At 50.2% G+C, this 16,143-nt stretch carries 10 protein-coding genes and 1 tRNA gene; 4 read left to right on the top strand and 7 right to left on the bottom strand.

What is annotated here, in order from left to right; translation table 11 throughout:
- Position 1: 1 nt before the first annotated feature.
- The 7 genes from HZA73_02615 to HZA73_02585 form a co-directional block, all read right to left on the bottom strand.
- Positions 2–2,098 carry a HAMP domain-containing protein gene (locus tag HZA73_02615; GenBank protein MBI5804920.1) on the bottom strand — a complete coding sequence of 699 codons (2,097 nt, stop codon included), beginning with the start codon at positions 2,096–2,098 and terminating at the stop codon, positions 2–4.
- Between the two features lie 13 nt (positions 2,099–2,111).
- Positions 2,112–2,705 (bottom strand): purine-binding chemotaxis protein CheW, encoded by a 594-nt coding sequence (locus HZA73_02610; protein ID MBI5804919.1) that lies wholly within the window; start codon positions 2,703–2,705, stop codon positions 2,112–2,114.
- 203 nt (positions 2,706–2,908) lie between these two features.
- Positions 2,909–3,607 carry a hypothetical protein gene (locus HZA73_02605; GenBank protein MBI5804918.1) on the bottom strand — a complete coding sequence of 233 codons (699 nt, stop codon included), beginning with the start codon at positions 3,605–3,607 and terminating at the stop codon, positions 2,909–2,911.
- 73 nt (positions 3,608–3,680) lie between these two features.
- Entirely contained in the window at positions 3,681–5,711 is a 2,031-nt protein-coding gene (locus tag HZA73_02600) for a chemotaxis protein CheA (protein ID MBI5804917.1), read from the bottom strand.
- A 122-nt stretch (positions 5,712–5,833) separates the two neighbouring features.
- Positions 5,834–6,205 carry a response regulator gene (locus tag HZA73_02595; GenBank protein ID MBI5804916.1) on the bottom strand — a complete coding sequence of 124 codons (372 nt, stop codon included), beginning with the start codon at positions 6,203–6,205 and terminating at the stop codon, positions 5,834–5,836.
- Between the two features lie 523 nt (positions 6,206–6,728).
- Positions 6,729–8,054: a sigma-54-dependent Fis family transcriptional regulator gene (locus HZA73_02590; GenBank protein MBI5804915.1), complete on the bottom strand. Its 1,326-nt coding sequence runs from the start codon at positions 8,052–8,054 to the stop codon at positions 6,729–6,731.
- Positions 8,051–13,684, bottom strand: coding sequence for a PAS domain S-box protein (locus tag HZA73_02585; GenBank protein MBI5804914.1), 5,634 nt, complete (start codon positions 13,682–13,684; stop codon positions 8,051–8,053). Before HZA73_02585 ends, HZA73_02590 begins: the two co-directional genes overlap by 4 nt.
- A gap of 301 nt (positions 13,685–13,985) precedes the next feature.
- On the opposite strand from HZA73_02585, the gene tadA reads away from it, so the two are divergent.
- The 4 genes from tadA (at position 13,986) to HZA73_02565 (ending at position 16,140) form a co-directional block, all read left to right on the top strand.
- A complete protein-coding gene (gene tadA, locus HZA73_02580) occupies positions 13,986–14,450 on the top strand; it encodes a tRNA adenosine(34) deaminase TadA (protein MBI5804913.1) in 465 nt (154 codons plus the stop codon).
- 162 nt (positions 14,451–14,612) lie between these two features.
- On the top strand, positions 14,613–14,855 hold the full coding sequence (locus HZA73_02575) for a GIY-YIG nuclease family protein (GenBank protein ID MBI5804912.1): 243 nt from the start codon (positions 14,613–14,615) through the stop codon (positions 14,853–14,855).
- Positions 14,856–14,976: 121 nt separating this feature from the next.
- Positions 14,977–15,070, top strand: a tRNA-Ser gene (locus HZA73_02570).
- Between the two features lie 173 nt (positions 15,071–15,243).
- Positions 15,244–16,140 carry a DMT family transporter gene (locus HZA73_02565; GenBank protein ID MBI5804911.1) on the top strand — a complete coding sequence of 299 codons (897 nt, stop codon included), beginning with the start codon at positions 15,244–15,246 and terminating at the stop codon, positions 16,138–16,140.
- Positions 16,141–16,143 lie beyond the last annotated feature (3 nt).

Here is a 16,143-nt window from a genome sequence, read left to right as displayed (position 1 = left end):
ATCAGAAGGTCTTGAGTATGTTGTGATCCTTTTCGTCCAGGGGAATTATCTTGCGGGGATCTGGCTGGATCCCGGCCGCGGCCTTGCCGCCCTTTTTACCCATGACCAGGTTGTGCAAATAGTGACCCGACTGACTGCTGGCCTTTAGGGCCTGGTTGAAATCACTGGAACCGGTCAGCTTAAAGCCCTGAACCATGCTCCGCATCTCCTCGGACTGGGATGACATCTCCTCCGCGGCGCTGGCCGACTCCTCGGCGTTGGCGGCGTTCTGCTGGGTCACCTGGTTCATCTGCTCCACCGCCTTGTTCACCTGGCTTATCCCCTGGTCTTGCTGTTCCGAGGCGGCGGCGATCTCTGCCACCACCTGGCTTACCTTGTTGGCCCTTTCGATGATCTCCTGGAAATTCTTGAGAACCTCGGCATTGATGACCACCCCGTTCTCCGAGTTCTTTACCGCGTCCTCGATCAGGTTGGCGGTGTTCTTGGCCGCTTCGGCGCTGCGCATGGCCAGATTGCGGACCTCCTCGGCCACCACCGCGAAACCCTTGCCGGCATCCCCGGCCCGGGCAGCTTCCACTGCGGCGTTCAAAGCCAGCAGATTGGTCTGGAAGGCGATCTCGTCAATGGTCTTCACTATCTTGGCGGTGGAATCGGAAGAAGCCTTTATCTTATTGATTGCGCCGGAAAGCTTGCTCATGCTCTCCACGCCTTTGTCCGAACTTTCCCTGGTCTGATCGGCCACCCCCTTGGCTTCCTTGGCATTGGCGGTGTTTTTTCGGATCATGGACGACATCTCCTGCAGGCTGGAGGATACCTCCTCGAGCGATGAAGCCTGCTCGGATGTTCCCTGCGACAGGGCCTGCCCGCCGGTGCTCACCTGCACCGAGGCCGATGCCACCTGCTCAGCGCCGATGGCCACTTGCTGCATGGCCTTGTCGAGGTTCTCCACGGCTGTGTTGACGGCGGTCTTGAATGAATCAAAATCGCCCTTGTAATCGCCTTTAACCCGCGCCGAAAGGTCTCTGGCGGCTATTTTTTCCATTATGGCGGCCAATTCGTTCAGCGGACCGGTCACCGCGTCCAACGATGAATTGAAACCCTGCACCACATCCCGGTACACGCCCTGCAGTTTGTCAACATTGCCCCTGACATTCAGACGGCCTTCCATTGTGGCCTTGGTAAGGATCTGTACTTCGGTCACCACGGTGCGGAAGGATTCGATCGTTTTTTTCATGGCTGGAGATATTTCGTCCAGCGCGTCCTTGGGCACGATCTCCATGCTGAGATCGCTGTTGGCCATTTTTTGTATTGTGCCCACCACCTTGGTCTGTAAGTCGTCGGCGAATGCATCCATGGCCCTTGCCAAGAGGCCGATCTCGTCCTTGCGGTCCATTTTCAGCCGCTGGCTCAGGTGACCCTTGCCTATCTCTTCCATCATCATCACGCCTTCCTGAATGGGCTTGGAGATATTGCGGGTCAGGATAGCCGCAAGGAAGATGCCCAAAAGCAAAGCTATCACGAGGGTAACCCAGATTATGGTTATCCCGCTGCTGATTGTTTGGGACACCATCTTTTCAACCAGATCCACTTCTCCCATATGCGTAGCCAAATGGTTGGTGACGCGTTCGTCTAATTCTTGCATATCCGCAAACATTTGATCGTAGAACACATCGATTTCTTCCTGTGTTTTTCCCGTTTCTACCGCCTTCACGGTTTGTTCGGAAAGGTCAATGACTCCAAGAATCCCATCCTCTACCTTCTGGGCGTCATCTCCTTCCGCAGTTCCGATATGCTTCTCATGCTCTGTATGGGACTTGGCATCCTGGATAAGGGTTGCGGCAGTCTGGGCCATTTCCTTTTTGTGGCTAAAATCTTTATCTATGATAACCTGGCCGGTTTCCGCCATCAGCGAATTCAATCCAGACCGGGTCTGCACCATGAAAAGTGCCCCGGGAACGATATCTTTTCGCAACAGGGTAAACTGTTCACTCACATCGCCGTAGCTGATGAGAGTAATGATACCCAAGATTGCCGATATGATAGCCATGATTATGAACGAAGCTATCAATTTCGTTCCCAATTTGATGTTGTTGAGCATGTTCCCTCCTTATTTATTTCGTTTTTTCGTTTTTCTGTTCCGTCTTGGTCTCGGTCTCAGTCTCGGCATTCTGGCTCTCCGCGCTTCCAGCCGCCTTCTTCAGCTGAATGATGTCCTTGGCGGTGATTACCTTCTCGATGTCCAGCAGCAGGCGCACCTTACCTCCGGTCTTGCCCACCCCCAAAAGATACTCGGTGTCTATACCAGCTCCAAAGGATGGCGTGTCCTCGATCTCTCCGGCGGCGATGTTGGCCACCTCGGACACACGGTCCACCAGGATGCCCATCATGATGGTGCTGGTCTTGATGACGATGATACAGGTTTCGTCGGTGATCTCCGTCCGCTCCATTCCGAACTTGACCTTGAGGTCCATCAGCGGGTGGATCTTACCCCGCAGGTTGATGACCCCCCGGATGTAGCTGGGCGTCCGAGGCACCGGGGTGATCGGCATCCGGCCGATGATCTCCTGAACTTTTAGGATTTCAACTCCGTACTCCTCGTTCTCTAAAAAGAAGGTCAGATACTTTCCTGCCCGGCTGTCTAACCTGGCCTCCTTAATTGCGGCATTCAGGGTTGTGTTGTCCTTGGCAACTGTTGTGCTGTTCATGTTATTCACCTCCTTTTCGGTTAATTCGATATGATTATTGGTTTCCATAGTTGAGCCTCCGTTCATGTTAAATGGGTTTTCTGCCATAATTGGCTTTCCAAAATACCCCCTGATTGCTGGATCCTTCTCTTTGTAAATGGGCCATGGTTTTTGCATTACTTTACCGTCTTTGGCGGGACCCCGCTGTCGCGCCAGGTATTGGATCAGAAACCTGCTGTCAAACCACTGGTGACTGCGTACTTGGCACCGCGCTGGTCGTAGATCCGGACGCCCAGGTCCCAGGCAACCCAACCGATGGTTACCGAACCGCCTATCAACCCGCTGTTCCCGACGACTTCAGTCAGGTCGTCAAGAAGTTCACCGTTCAGCTCGGCGCATAACCGGTATTTCTCCATAAAAGTATATTCGGCCGCAATTGAAGTGGCAATGCTGCCCTTGACCATGGCTTCCCCTGGGGAATTGTAACCCAGGTTGTAATGCAGTCCTAATTTCCCAAATCCCCGGCTGAGAATGAGATTCAGCCCGTACTCCGTCTCCCCCGCTTCGTATCCGGCGCTGAGGGATATGTCCGGCAATGTCTGATGCTCTTTAAGCAGCGCCATTTTAAAACCCATCTCCAGGGGGGACATCCCCCAGCCGATAGTGTTGCCGTCTGCATCCTTGTCCGTGCTATGGGAAAAACCCAGCCCTAGGTCAAAAAGATCCGTCAGACCATGCTTTAATCCGAACCCCGGTGAATGGCAAACCCCATCCGGACGGTACTGGCAGTAGTCAAATGATATTTCGGTTTCAAACTTACCTTTTTCCACCGTTCCGGCATCATCGGTGTCCAGAGGCCGGGCCGCGAAGGCCGGCAGGGCCAGCAGAGCCAGTATCATGGTCAGTTTCACGATCGGTTTCATGTTTGACATTTCCTCCTTTTTATTGTTTAATTGTTAGTTGCTGATTTTTTCGTGTTCTTAGGAAACCTTTTCTTTACTCCAAGGATGAACCCTCCTGTGCGAGCTTGATCATGGCTGGCATGTCTAATATCAACCCCACCCGCCCATCTCCCAGGATAGCTCCGGCGGCAATACCCGGGATACTGCTCAGGTCTCTTCCCAGACTCTTCTCCACCACCTGAAGTTGTCCCAATATCTCGTCCACCATGAACGCCGTCTTGCGGCGATCGGCGCCGATCAGGACCAGCGATGCCTTGAGCGGGTCCTCCCCGGCCCCCTCGATCCTGAAAATGCGGTGGATCCGGTACAATGGAACCATTTCTCCATGATGGTTCACCATCTCGCCCCGGCCGGCCGTTGTAAAGTAGTTGTCATGGCTGGCCCGCAGAGTAATGTTGATGGCATTGGTAGGAATGATGAACCGCTCGCTGCCCACCCGTACCAGCATCCCGTCGGTTATGGCCATGGTCAGCGGCAGCTGCAGGCTGAAGGTACTGCCCCGGCCCGGCTCGGACCGGACCTCGATCCGGCCCTTCAGCGACTCCACTCCGCGCTTGACCACGTCCATGCCCACTCCCCGTCCCGAGACCTCGGTCACCTGCTCCGCCGTCGAAAATCCCGGACGGAAGATCAGGGCAAAGACCTCACTTTCCTGCAGGTTTTCACCGCCAGATGCCAGGCCCTTCTCCAGAGCTTTGGCCAGTATGGCCTGGCGATCAAGCCCCCGGCCGTCGTCATCCACCTCGATCACCACGTTGCTGCCGGAATGGTAGGCCCTCAGCCGCACCATACCGGATTCCTTCTTGCCGGCCGTCCGCCGCAGGACCGCCGGCTCGATGCCGTGGTCGATGGCATTTCGCAGCATGTGCAGCAGCGGTTCGCTGATGGTATCAACCATGTTGCGGTCGATCTCGGTGTCGTCCCCCTCGGTGACAAAGCGTACCGCCTTGCCGCCCTTGACTGCCAGATCCCGGACCACCCGGGCCATCCTCTGGAAAGTAGCCTTTAGCGGCACCATCCGCATCGTCATCGACAACTCCTGCAGTTCGCGTACGATCTTGCCGGTGTGAGCCACCTTCTTTGCCAGATCATGATTCTCCAACTGGCTTACCACCGGATCCTGGGATTCCATGGAATGGGCAATCACCAGTTCGCCCACCATATCTATCAACTTGTCAAGCCGATCGGTACGGAGACGAATGGTAGAGTCTGCTTGCTCATCGGAGATCTTGGCGCTGCCCCAGCTCTGACCTTCAGTGGCAGTCTCATTATTTTGCGCCAGCCATTCCTTAAAACCGGGTTGGAAGGCCAGGACGGCAGGAGAGGCCGCGGCAGGCGCAGTTTGGCCGGCATTTTCCAAGGACTTCAGGGCGGCCATCACCGGCTCATACTGGTCCGGCAGCATCACCGGCTGTCCGGGGAAGGCAGTTTTCAGCCGGATTAAAATATGTTTCAGGACATCCAGCGCTTTCAGGGCCAGATCGGCATCTTTAGCCGAATATTCCGCCTGTCTGTCCCGCACCTTGGCCAGCATCGATTCCACCTGGTGGGCCATGTCTTTGATCTGGTCGAGATTTACAAACGAAGCGGTACCCTTGATGGTATGAAAAGCCCTGAAGATGGTGTTCAAAAGTTCTTGATTGCCAGGGTTTTTCTCCCATTCCAGCAGGGCCGATTCGGCTTGGGACACATATTCCAGGTTTTCGGCCACGAACTCTGACAGCAGTTCCGCGTCCAGTTCCTGCGGCATGATGAAAGACCCTGATCTGTCGGTGGTTTCAGGCATCGTTTCGGATATTTTGCTCCGGGCCCGTTTGGATGCCGGCCGGGGATTTTCCATGGCCTGTTCCAGCAGCTCATCGATCCTGTCTAGACCTATCTGGCAGGTCTCGGGATCATGGCCGGACATGGCCTCGGCGGTATCCAGAGCATCGCTCAACAGTTTTTTTTGCCTGCCCTGCGTTCCAGCTATGGCAGCCCTGATCTCCTTTTTGAGATCATCCAGCCCTTCCAGGTTTTCAGGGCCAAGTCCAATTAACAATATGGCCAGTTTATTAAGGTCCATGTTTCTTTTGATTTCAAGTTTAGCTGTTGCCTTGTTGACCGTCTTAGTAATGCTTTTTACGCCAGCGTGTATTGAGGTTCTCTTAGAAGATATATTAATTTTCCCGAAAATCCTATATATTCTTATTCCACTCCCAGGCTTTTAAGGGCATTCCTCAGGGTCTCACCGGATACCGGCTTTTCAAAGTAAAAGGCCGCGCCCAAGGCCTGGGCTTTTTCCATCACCTTGGGGCTGCCGTATCCGGTTACCAGAATGACATGGGTCTGGGCGCTGAATTCCTTGATGTATTTTATTATCTCCAGACCCTCTTCCCCGGTAACACCGGTCAGACGAAGATCCACAATGGCTGCATCATAAAAATTCTTACATAGGAAATTTTCGGCCTCACCCATGGTCTCGGCCGCATCCACGGCAATGTCCTTGGTTTGCAATAATTTTTTAAACGCCAGTAAGATTGCTGTTTCGTCATCGACGATCAATATTCTTTGACTCATCTCGGTTGCTCCTATATATTAACGATTATTGTTTTTTTAGTTGTGACGATCATAATAAGATACAAAATTCGTGCCAAATACGTATGTGGCTTGCAATATGTTGTCCCGCTTAACATTACAAACATCGGCACAGTTGTGGTTGTTGCTAATAAATCTTAGTAATGATAATTGCTTATCATAAATAAAAAACCGCCCCGCAATCCTCCTTCGTCTGCTTTATGGCAGACTATGGCGGACAAGTTGCGGGACGGCTATATGTGTTTTTGTCCATAGCCCAGCCCTTTGGGGCTGGGCTGATATTATATGTTTATTTTGTGTTTAATGACTATCTATTCTGCTCAGTGAAGTTACATTGGGTGTGAACCTATCGTATTGAGTAGTAGTATAAAAACAGCTTTTCTCTAACTCATCCCCTCTGTCCCCTTCTCTTGGATAAATTAGGGCTATCTTGGAGTAAGAGAAGGGGAAGCGAAGGGGTTGAGTTCAGAATAGCCCCCGTACCCACATTCGGTTCCTGAGTTAGTTAGATAGTCAATTTATATTTTTTTATTTTACGGTACAAGGTTGGCCGGGAAATGCCCAACGCTTTGGCCGCCCCCACGGTGTCATTGTTGAATTGAGCCAGGATATTTTTTATATGCAAGCCCTCGGCCCCTCCGATGGTTTTACTGCCGGACTTCGCATCGTCTGTGTTTTCCATGGCCTGTTCCAGCCCGGTAAAATGCCCGGGCTCCAGCTTATTTCCCTGAGCCAGCAAAAGCCCCCGTTCCAGGATATTTTTCAGTTCCCGGATATTGCCCGGCCAGTTATAGGCTCTCAGCAGTTTTATCACCCCGGGCGGTATCTCCTGCTGATGATAATTTAATGTGAAAAGCAGGTATTTTACCAGCATCTCCAGATCCTCGGTCCTTTCCCTTAAAGCCGGAATATAGATGGGGAAAACATTGATCCGGTAATACAGATCCAGCCGGAAACGGCCCTGCTTGGTCTCCTCCAAAAGGTCCCGGTTGGTGGCGCAGATAAGCCGGAAATCGCTGTGGCGCAGTTTGACCTCCCCCAGCCGCCGGTATTGCTTTTCTTCTATAACCTTCAGGAACTGGGCCTGGGCCGCCAGCTCCATATCCCCAATCTCGTCCAGGAACAACGTGCCGCCGTCGGCCACCTCAAAAAGACCGGGCCGGTCCTGGTGTGCCGAGGTAAAGGCTCCCTTGGCGTGGCCGAACAGCTCGCTGTTCAAAAGATCGCCTTTTAAGGCCGAGCAGTTCACCTCCACAAAGGCCTGGGCGCTGCGAACGCTGTGGTCGTGGATCCAGCGGGCCAGCACCCCCTTGCCGGTGCCGGTTTCCCCGTGCAGGATCAGGGCGCAGTCCTTGCCGGCCGCCACGCTAGAGAACTCCAGCACTTTTTTCATGGCCGCCCCCTTGCCGAAAAAGGGCTCCTGTTTTTTATCCATCAGCTTCCGGGCGGTATCCTGGCGGCGCAGGCCCTTCAGCTCCATGCTTTTCCTCAGATACACCTCAAGTTCGTCCATGTCGGTGGGCTTGGTCATGAAATTATCGGCTCCCAGCTGCATGGCTTTTACCGCCAGCGGCACATCGCCTTTTCCGGTTATCACAACCAGGGCTACGTCGGCCTGGCTCTGGCGGATCTCGCCGATCATCTCCAGCCCGTTGCCGTCCGGCAGGGAGAGGTCCAGTAGGATGATGTCGTAATTCCTCTGGGTCAGGGCGATCCGGGCCTGGGCCAGGGTGGAAGCCGTGATGACCTCGTAGCCGGACTTGCCCAGATATTTGGTAAAGGCGAATTGGATCGCTTCCTCGTCGTCGATCAACAGTATTACCGGCTTCACGCTTTTTCCTCCTTGCAAACAGGTAAAGTAAACTGCACCGTGCACCCGGGCATGTTTATATTATTCGTTAACTGGATATTGCCTTCGTGGCTTTCGATGATGCGTTTGCATATCGCCAGGCCCAGGCCAGTGCCTTTTCTTCTGGTAGTATAGAAAGGTTCAAACACTTTCTCTTCGGTTTGGGGTTTAACCCCGGTTCCCTGGTCAATTATTTTAATCGTCACATTTTCGTGTCCCTGTTGGGAAAGTTCAATTGTGACACTCTTCCCGGCAGGACTGTGTTGCACCGCATTATCCAGGAGGTTTATGACCACTTCCTGGATCTTGGCCGCATCAGCGTAAATATATATTTCAGAATCCAGGTTATTCTGCAACTCGATGTTATTTTTGGTGTCCGTTTGTGCATCCTGCCAATATTTTTTTGCTGTAACAACAATTCCCAAGACCGGCTCCCTTATAAATTCCGATGACGGTACTGGCTTGCCCAGTTCCAACAGGTCTTTCATCAGTTGCGACAGCCGGCTTACCTGCATTTTAATATGCATCAGGTATTCGGCATAATCAGGGTTGCCGTCAATACCCTTGGCCATGGCTTCTGTTATAGCCTGGATGGCATGCAATGGATTACGAACCTCATGCGCCACTCCCGAAGCAATATCGCTTAACAGTTTTCCTTTATCGGCTTCTCTCAGGCTGTTCTCCATTTCTGACCGCTCGATCTCATATCCTATGTAATGAGCGAATATCTCCAATAATACCATTTCCTCCTGATTGAAGATGTGCTGGCGGTAATCATATATGCATATCAATCCCGTTACCTTTCCTTTCCGGTTCTTTATTGGCATTCCCAAATATGAATTCAGGTCGTACTTCTCATTTAAAAAGAACTTCGGGAATATCTGGCGCAATGAGCCGTTGATTTCCAGTGGCTGGCCTTTCTGGTAGGCTTTCTCGCAAGGTGAGCCCTCCAAAGGAAGTATCATATTATTCTCAATTTTTCCCTCACCATAATATGAAATCACATTGATCTTTCCGTTTTTCAACAACTGTACCGCCATGTGGGGAACTTCAAGGATCTGCGACAGATTTATCGCTACCCGGTCGCAGATACCCTGAAACGTCTCATCCAAAGATGTGGCGATCTTATAGACTTCCTGCAGAGCCTTCTGCCTGTTCTCCATTATTTTCTGGTCGCGTTTTCTTTGGGTTATGTCAATATTGAACTCGGCCACCACCCATCCTCCGTCTTCGTTCCTGTATGGTATGGTGTGAACTTCAACCCAGCGCTTTTCCTTAATCAAGAACTCTTCGGTAATGGTGGTGGTTTTTGTTTTCAGGGCAGTATCTATTCCGCAGTTTTCGCAAACACTATCCCTGTTCATGAAATATTTATAACATTTGTCTTTTTCACACGTCCCATACTCTTTTTCCCATTCAGGGTTTATGTAAATTATATTGTGTTCAGGATCTATTATGTCAAAGCCAGTTTTAGTGGCTCCTAATACGTACTCAAACCTCTTATTTAGTTCCCGGAGCCTTTTTTCGTCCTGTTTCTTCTTAGAAATGTTCTGTATAGCTGATATTATGGCTTCCTCCCCGTCCAAAATGATCGTGCTTGAACTCACTTCCACTTCTATGATCTCACCTGCTTTGGTCATATCGCGCGCTTCAAATATTCTTTCAGTATCGTTTGAAAAGACTCTCGCTCTTCTTTCTATGATAACACCCCGATCCTGGGGCGCCAGTATTTCAGTGATATCCTTCCCAATCACTTCATCCTTATTGTCATATTTATGAAGTTTAAGCCAAGCGCTGTTGACATCACATAGTATTCCCTTTTTAGTAATACTTAACGATTCAAGGGTATCAGTGAACAGAGTTTTATACCTTTCCTCGCTTTGCTTTAAAGAAATATCCATTCTCTTTCTTTCAGTAACATCAGCCATCGTGCCCAGCATTCTTTCCGCTTTCCCTTCCTTTCCCGGGAGGAAGATCCCGTGATCCGACACAAAGATATACTGCCCATCAGCCTTTTTTAACCGGTATTCTACGTCAAATGAGCTTACAGTAGACAGACACGCTTCAAGGTGATTCAGTACAAACTCCTTATCATCTGGATGTATAAGAGCCTCCCACTCTTCTATGCCGATCTTTTCGATTTCTTTGCTGCCATAACCCGTTACTTCCTTAACTGCTCCAGACCATTTTATCTTTCCCGTAGCCACGTTGTAATCGTAAACTAAATGTCCGGTTTTTTCAACAACTATGGTGTATCTTTGTTCGTTTTCGCGCAGCTTTCTTTCGGATTCTTTTTTCTCGGTCACATCCCGCAGTATAGCCATCAGATAATATTCCCCTTTTAATTCCAACCTGCTGAGAGATATCTCGCACTCAAATATCTCGCCTGCCTTTTTTCTGTGTTTCCAGTCGAAAAACTGAATCTTCCCGGAAAGGGCTTTGTCTATCAATTGCCTTCCGTATTCTTTAGATGTTAAACCATTGTCCTGGTATTCGGGAGATGTCGTTTCGGGCGTTTTTCCCACGATATCTTCTCTGCGATCCATGGCAAACATGGTCAATAAGGCCTTATTGCAGTCAACGAAGGTGTCATCTTTCATAATGAATATACCGTCATTAGAATTATCGAATACACTTTGGTATTTTTCCCGGCTTTCTCTTATTGCGTCTTCCTGTTTTTTAAGGTCGGTAATATCAGTTATTACGGTGACGACCCTCACTACCTGGCCGTTTTCCAGGATGGGTATCTTTCTGGTTTTTGTTATTATCTCCCGCTTGTTAATGATAATCACATCTTCGGAAATCACACTTTCCTTGCCTGAGAATACTTTTGCATATTCCTCATTAACGCTTTGCGGCAAGAAGGGAAATATGTCAAATATATTTTTACCGTTGCAATCTTCACATATCCCGTTATTCCTGCAGTAATCAATAAATGTTTTGTTCATTAATTGAATATTATAATCTTTGTCGATTACATGGATCATCTCGTTGACAGCATCTAATGTTGTCCGGTAGCGATATTCCGATTGCTCCAAAGCGTTTTCCGCCATTCTGCGTTCAGTGATGTCCTCACAGACAGCAAGCAATCCGTTGGATGTCTTATAAATACTGGCACAAAGATAGACACCATCCTTCATGACCCCTTCCACTACCTGCGGCTGGCCGGTTTGGAGACAAGCCAGATATGCATCATAACTATTGGTCTTTTCAAAATCGGGAAACAATTCCAATAGTTTCCTGCCTTCTATTTGCTCGATGCTTAAACCAACAAAATCAGCATAAGCTTGATTGCAGTAATAAACAGTCAGGTCCTCTTGAAGCGAAAGCACCGGCAAGGCTATACTGGAAAGCAGGTGGCTGTGCTTGGCCTCGCTTTCTTGCAGAGCCTCCTGGCCTCTCTTTCGGGATATAGCCTCAGCAATGTGATCCGACACAAATACCAGCATATCCCTGTCGATTTCATCGTATTGCTCCCCCTCATTGTAGCTTTGCACCGCCAGTACGCCGATGATTTTACCTTCAGTCGTAAGCGGTACGCCCAGCCAGTTGTGAAATAAAGCTCCCACCGCCTCAAGCTTTTTGTGCTCCTGCAACTCTCTGTAAAGCTGGGGTGTAATCAAAAGCGGGGACTTTGTCTTAAGCACGTATTCGGTCAGGCCCAAGCCCAGGGTACGAGGTGGTTGATGGGATTCGACTTCGTCCACATAGTACGGAAAGTGCAGCATCTTGCCGTCTTCGCTGAGCAGTGATATGTAGAAGTTCCTGGCCGGGATAAGCTCGGATACTATTTCGTGCAGATGTTTGTACAGTTCCCTAAGATCGGATGAAGTGTGAGAAGCCTGGGAAATGGCATACAATATGGTCTCCCGCTTGTGGCTCATCTTGTGGTCGTGGATATCGTTTATCAGCCCCAAGATTTCGCGGGTTCCGCCGATATCCCTTACCAAGAACCGGTCCTGGTACCACCGATAGCGGCCGTTTTTATGCAGCCACCTGTACTCAATATCGCCCTCCCCTTCTTCCGTCGCATTCTCAAAAGCCTTAAGCACTATCTCCCTATCTTCGGGATGCAGACGTTTCCGCCAAAAATCAGGCTGGGACAGGTATTCCTCGGCGCTGAACCCGGTAACCATCTTCACGTTCCCGCTTATCCAGGCAGTATCGGTCTGGGGGTCGAGGTTGGATATATATATGGCCACCGGAACCGAGTTTAAAATCAGGTCTTTCTGCTGTTCGCTGGCTTTTAAAGCCGTCTCGCTATTCTTTCTATCGGTTATATCCCGGATTATGGCTTGAAAATACCGCTTCTTTCCAATCTCAAATCTTCTAAGGCTTACCTCTACCGGCAAAACAGAACCGTCTTTTCGCTGATGCTCTGTTTCATATATGATTCCGCCTTTTTCGGCCGCCCTTTTAAAATCCGATTCATAGCTCGCCCGGAATCTTTCGGTTCTTAGGTCGAGCACCCGCAGTTTTGTAATTTCATCAATATTGTATCCGTAAGTGGCAAAAGCCCTATCGTTGGCTTGCACAATTCTGCCGGTTTCATCAATGAGAAATATTATGTCGTTGGCGTATTTTGTTATATAATCAATATGCTGAAGAAGTATCTTCTGTTCCAACTCCATCTCATACTGCTTTTTGTACTGGTTCCTCTTATTGGTGGCAATCACCAGCGCGTTTACGATCCACAACATCGCGTTCAGAAAAAGCACGGACAGCAACAGGCTCAGCACCCAAGATTTCATTGCCCTGCGAACCTCGCTGCCGCTCATTACGGCCGCAATGTACCACGGCTTGCCCGGCACTTTTTTTACGGCACATAGAATCTCGGCGCCCCGATGGTTAAATGTTCCGGCAGTTATAGCGTTGGTATCGGCGGTCATTGCCTTTTCTAAGGGAATGCCTTTGGGGTACCTGTTCTGATCGTATCTGGCATTGTTAAAACGGCTCAATTCGGACTGTCGCAACACCAGCACGTCTCCGGTGGCGGTAAGCGGGGGCCATTCCGATATAAAACTGTCCAGGTATTTAGCTGCAGCTACGCTCATCTGCAGAACCGCAATGACCCTGCCCCTGCCCGATGGGGGATAATGGATGGGGACGAATATGTCGACTTCGTCTTTCTTGCATTCACTGCAGAGATAAAACTCGCCCCATACGACTTTGCCGGTTTGGAACGATTCAATCACCAATCTCCCGGTGTCGGGGTTCTTAGGTTCAGTGTCGCCTACTATTATGGCATTCAAGTCGCCGTTCAGATCGTATAATAGTACATCCGAATAAACAAAGGTGCTGTTTATAGCATTAATGTGATCTTGCATCATGTGCATGCTATAGGGATCCCTGCTTTTCATCCAGCTATTCGTCCACATGCTGAAGACATTGCTTTCCTGGATATTCCGGGCATCGTTTTCCCTTTCATCTATCCAGTTGAGCAAAATATGGACTTTTGAGTCGGATACTTCTTTTAAATCCAAATAAAAATCGCGCAGGTTTCTTTTAGCTTCGTAGACGTACAAGGCTGATGCAAATGCTACTATCGCCACTGACAACACAATGAAGAGAATCCGGCTATTTGAAATCCACTTTATAATTGCCTTTTTCATGACACTATACCTTAAATATAATTATATTCATTTCTTTGGTTCAGGAAATAACATTCTAACCCTGTATAATGTAGATTTTTTAATTAAATACTGGGGAAATCATTTGAAACTATGGCTCACGGCGTTAATATGAGCCTCGGTTTACACCTTCCTGGATTTAAGTACCAATCAATCCTATCTATTGAATATTACATAAAATTCGCTGATATTCAAGTAGCAGGACTATATTTTTTTACGACAGCTGCAATCACCATTGACAAGATAACCCCCTCAATGTTACAATAATATATGTTGTGACTTTATGAACCGTAACGACCAAAATTTGATGGGCCGGGCAATAGACCTGGCCCGAAAAGCGGCCCTGAACCACGAAGTCCCGGTGGGGGCCGTGGTTGTTTGTGGGGAAAAGATCGTGGGCCGGGGCTGGAACCAGGTGGAGACAAAAAAGGACGCCTCCCGCCACGCCGAGATCATTGCCCTAAGGCAGGCCGCCAAAAAACTGGGCCGCTGGCGGCTTACCGGCTGCACCTTGTACGTGACCCTGGAGCCCTGCGCCATGTGCGCCGGAGCTATGGTACTGGCCCGGATAGACCGGCTGGTGTTTGCTGCATCCGACCCCAAGGCCGGGGCCTGCGGCTCGGTGTTCAATATCGTCGAGGACTCCCGCCTTAACCACCGGATACTGATTGAGAGAGGCTTGCTAGAAAATGAGGCTTCGCAAATGCTGAGAGATTTCTTTAAAAAAAGACGTTCAGTAAAACCCTAATATCTATAACCCATGATCCATTACCTTTTTGCGGAGAGTTGCCACCGCCTCAAAGAAAGAAATATAATAGCGGCGGGGTCCCTCCGCCCCAAGCGGAGGTGAGCCGAGCTGGCTGCCACCGCCTCAGCGGGGTTCCGCCCAAGGCGGGAAAGGCGCACGATTATGTATTGTGTCTATATCATACAAAGTACTACGACAAATAAATATTATACCGGCTACACTTCAGACTTGGCACAGCGGTTACAACGACATAACGCCAATCAAACCAAATCAATTAAGAATCAAGGACCTTTTGTTTTGGTGCATTCTGAAGAATTTAAGACCAGAGACGATGCTTACCGTCGAGAGCGGCAGATCAAGAGATACAAAGGCGGCAATGCTTTTAAGAAATTGGTAAATCCCTAAATGGAATGCTGTCACCGCTGTAGTAGCCGCTTTTAGCGGGGCAGACGAGGTCCCGCCCAAGGCGGAAAAGGCGCATGACCAATCATTTACTTGTTTCCCATTAATTGTTGATTAAATAAGCGGAGAGTTGGCCGAGCTGGCTGAAGGCGCACGACTCGAAATCGTGTATCCCGTGATGAACGGGATCCGGGGTTCAAATCCCTGACTCTCCGCCATACTACGTCATATAAAAGTAAGCCAAGTAAGAGACTTCGTCTGGCGAGCCAGAGTCTATTGTCAACCTAAAAACCAGCAGTCTCTCAACATTATTTTAAATCCCGGCCGACGGCTTATGCCATCGGCCTTTGTCATTCAAATATCTCTGTCATAAAAAGGTTCTGCTATCTTTATGTCATCACATCTTGGTGAAATTGCCGCCCTGATAACAGCCATCTGCTGGACGGTCACCGCCCTGGCCTTTGAGCCGGCCTCCAAAAAGATCGGCTCAGTAGCGGTCAATCTGATCAAGCTGGCACTGGGAGCGCTGCTTTTGGGCTGTTTTACCCTGGTCACCCGGGGCATGTTCCTGCCGTTTGACGCCTCCGCCCATACCTGGCTGTGGCTTTCGCTGTCGGGGGTGGCCGGGTTCGTCATCGGAGACTATTGTTTGTTCAAATCCTACACCATCATCAGCGCCCGGGTGGCCATGCTGGTGATGGCCCTGGCCCCGCCCATGGCGGCGCTGATGGGCTGGCTGTGGCTGGGGGAAAAACTAGTTTCTGTAGACATCTGGGGAATGGCCCTGACCCTGCTGGGTATCTCCCTGGTGGTTTTGAAGAAAGATGCCGGATCGAACCAGTTATCCTTCAAGCATCCGGTGGCCGGAGTGCTGCTGGCCCTGGGCGGGGCGCTGGGGCAGGCCGGAGGGTTGGTTCTTTCCAAATACGGGATGCAGGGATACCATCCCTTTGCCTCGGCCCAGATCAGGGTGATTACCGGGTTGGCCGGGTTCGCCATCCTGTACACCGCACTGGGCGGTTGGCGCCGCTTGCCGGGGATATTCAAGGATCGCAGCCTGATGGGCCAGCTGTCCCTTGGCACTGCTTTTGGACCATTTTTGGGCGTGTCGTTTTCCCTGCTGGCGGTCCAGCATACTTCTACCGGGATAGCCTCCACCATCATGGCCTTGGTGCCGGTGCTGATCATCCCGCCCTCGGTGATCCTGTTCAAACAGCGGGTCAGTTTAATGGAGATCATCGGAGCTGTGGTGGCGGTGGCCGGTGTCTGGCTGTTGTTTTTTAAATGACCG

The sequence above is a fragment of the candidate division TA06 bacterium genome, from assembly GCA_016235665.1.
Taxonomy (GTDB): domain Bacteria; phylum Edwardsbacteria; class AC1; order AC1; family EtOH8; genus UBA5202.
This window is presented reverse-complemented; position numbering and strand designations above follow the sequence as displayed.

Excerpts from the sequence above, each read along its gene's own strand:
- HZA73_02600 (MBI5804917.1), bottom strand. The coding sequence starts at position 5,711 with ATGGACCTTAATAAACTGGCCATATTGTTAATTGGACTTGGCCCTGAA.
- HZA73_02575 (MBI5804912.1), top strand. The coding sequence starts at position 14,613 with ATGTATTGTGTCTATATCATACAAAGTACTACGACAAATAAATATTAT.
- HZA73_02585 (MBI5804914.1), bottom strand. The coding sequence starts at position 13,684 with ATGAAAAAGGCAATTATAAAGTGGATTTCAAATAGCCGGATTCTCTTC.
- HZA73_02605 (MBI5804918.1), bottom strand. The coding sequence starts at position 3,607 with ATGAAACCGATCGTGAAACTGACCATGATACTGGCTCTGCTGGCCCTG.
- HZA73_02565 (MBI5804911.1), top strand. The coding sequence starts at position 15,244 with ATGTCATCACATCTTGGTGAAATTGCCGCCCTGATAACAGCCATCTGC.
- tadA (MBI5804913.1), top strand. The coding sequence starts at position 13,986 with ATGAACCGTAACGACCAAAATTTGATGGGCCGGGCAATAGACCTGGCC.
- HZA73_02610 (MBI5804919.1), bottom strand. The coding sequence starts at position 2,705 with ATGAACAGCACAACAGTTGCCAAGGACAACACAACCCTGAATGCCGCA.
- HZA73_02615 (MBI5804920.1), bottom strand. The coding sequence starts at position 2,098 with ATGCTCAACAACATCAAATTGGGAACGAAATTGATAGCTTCGTTCATA.
- HZA73_02595 (MBI5804916.1), bottom strand. The coding sequence starts at position 6,205 with ATGAGTCAAAGAATATTGATCGTCGATGACGAAACAGCAATCTTACTG.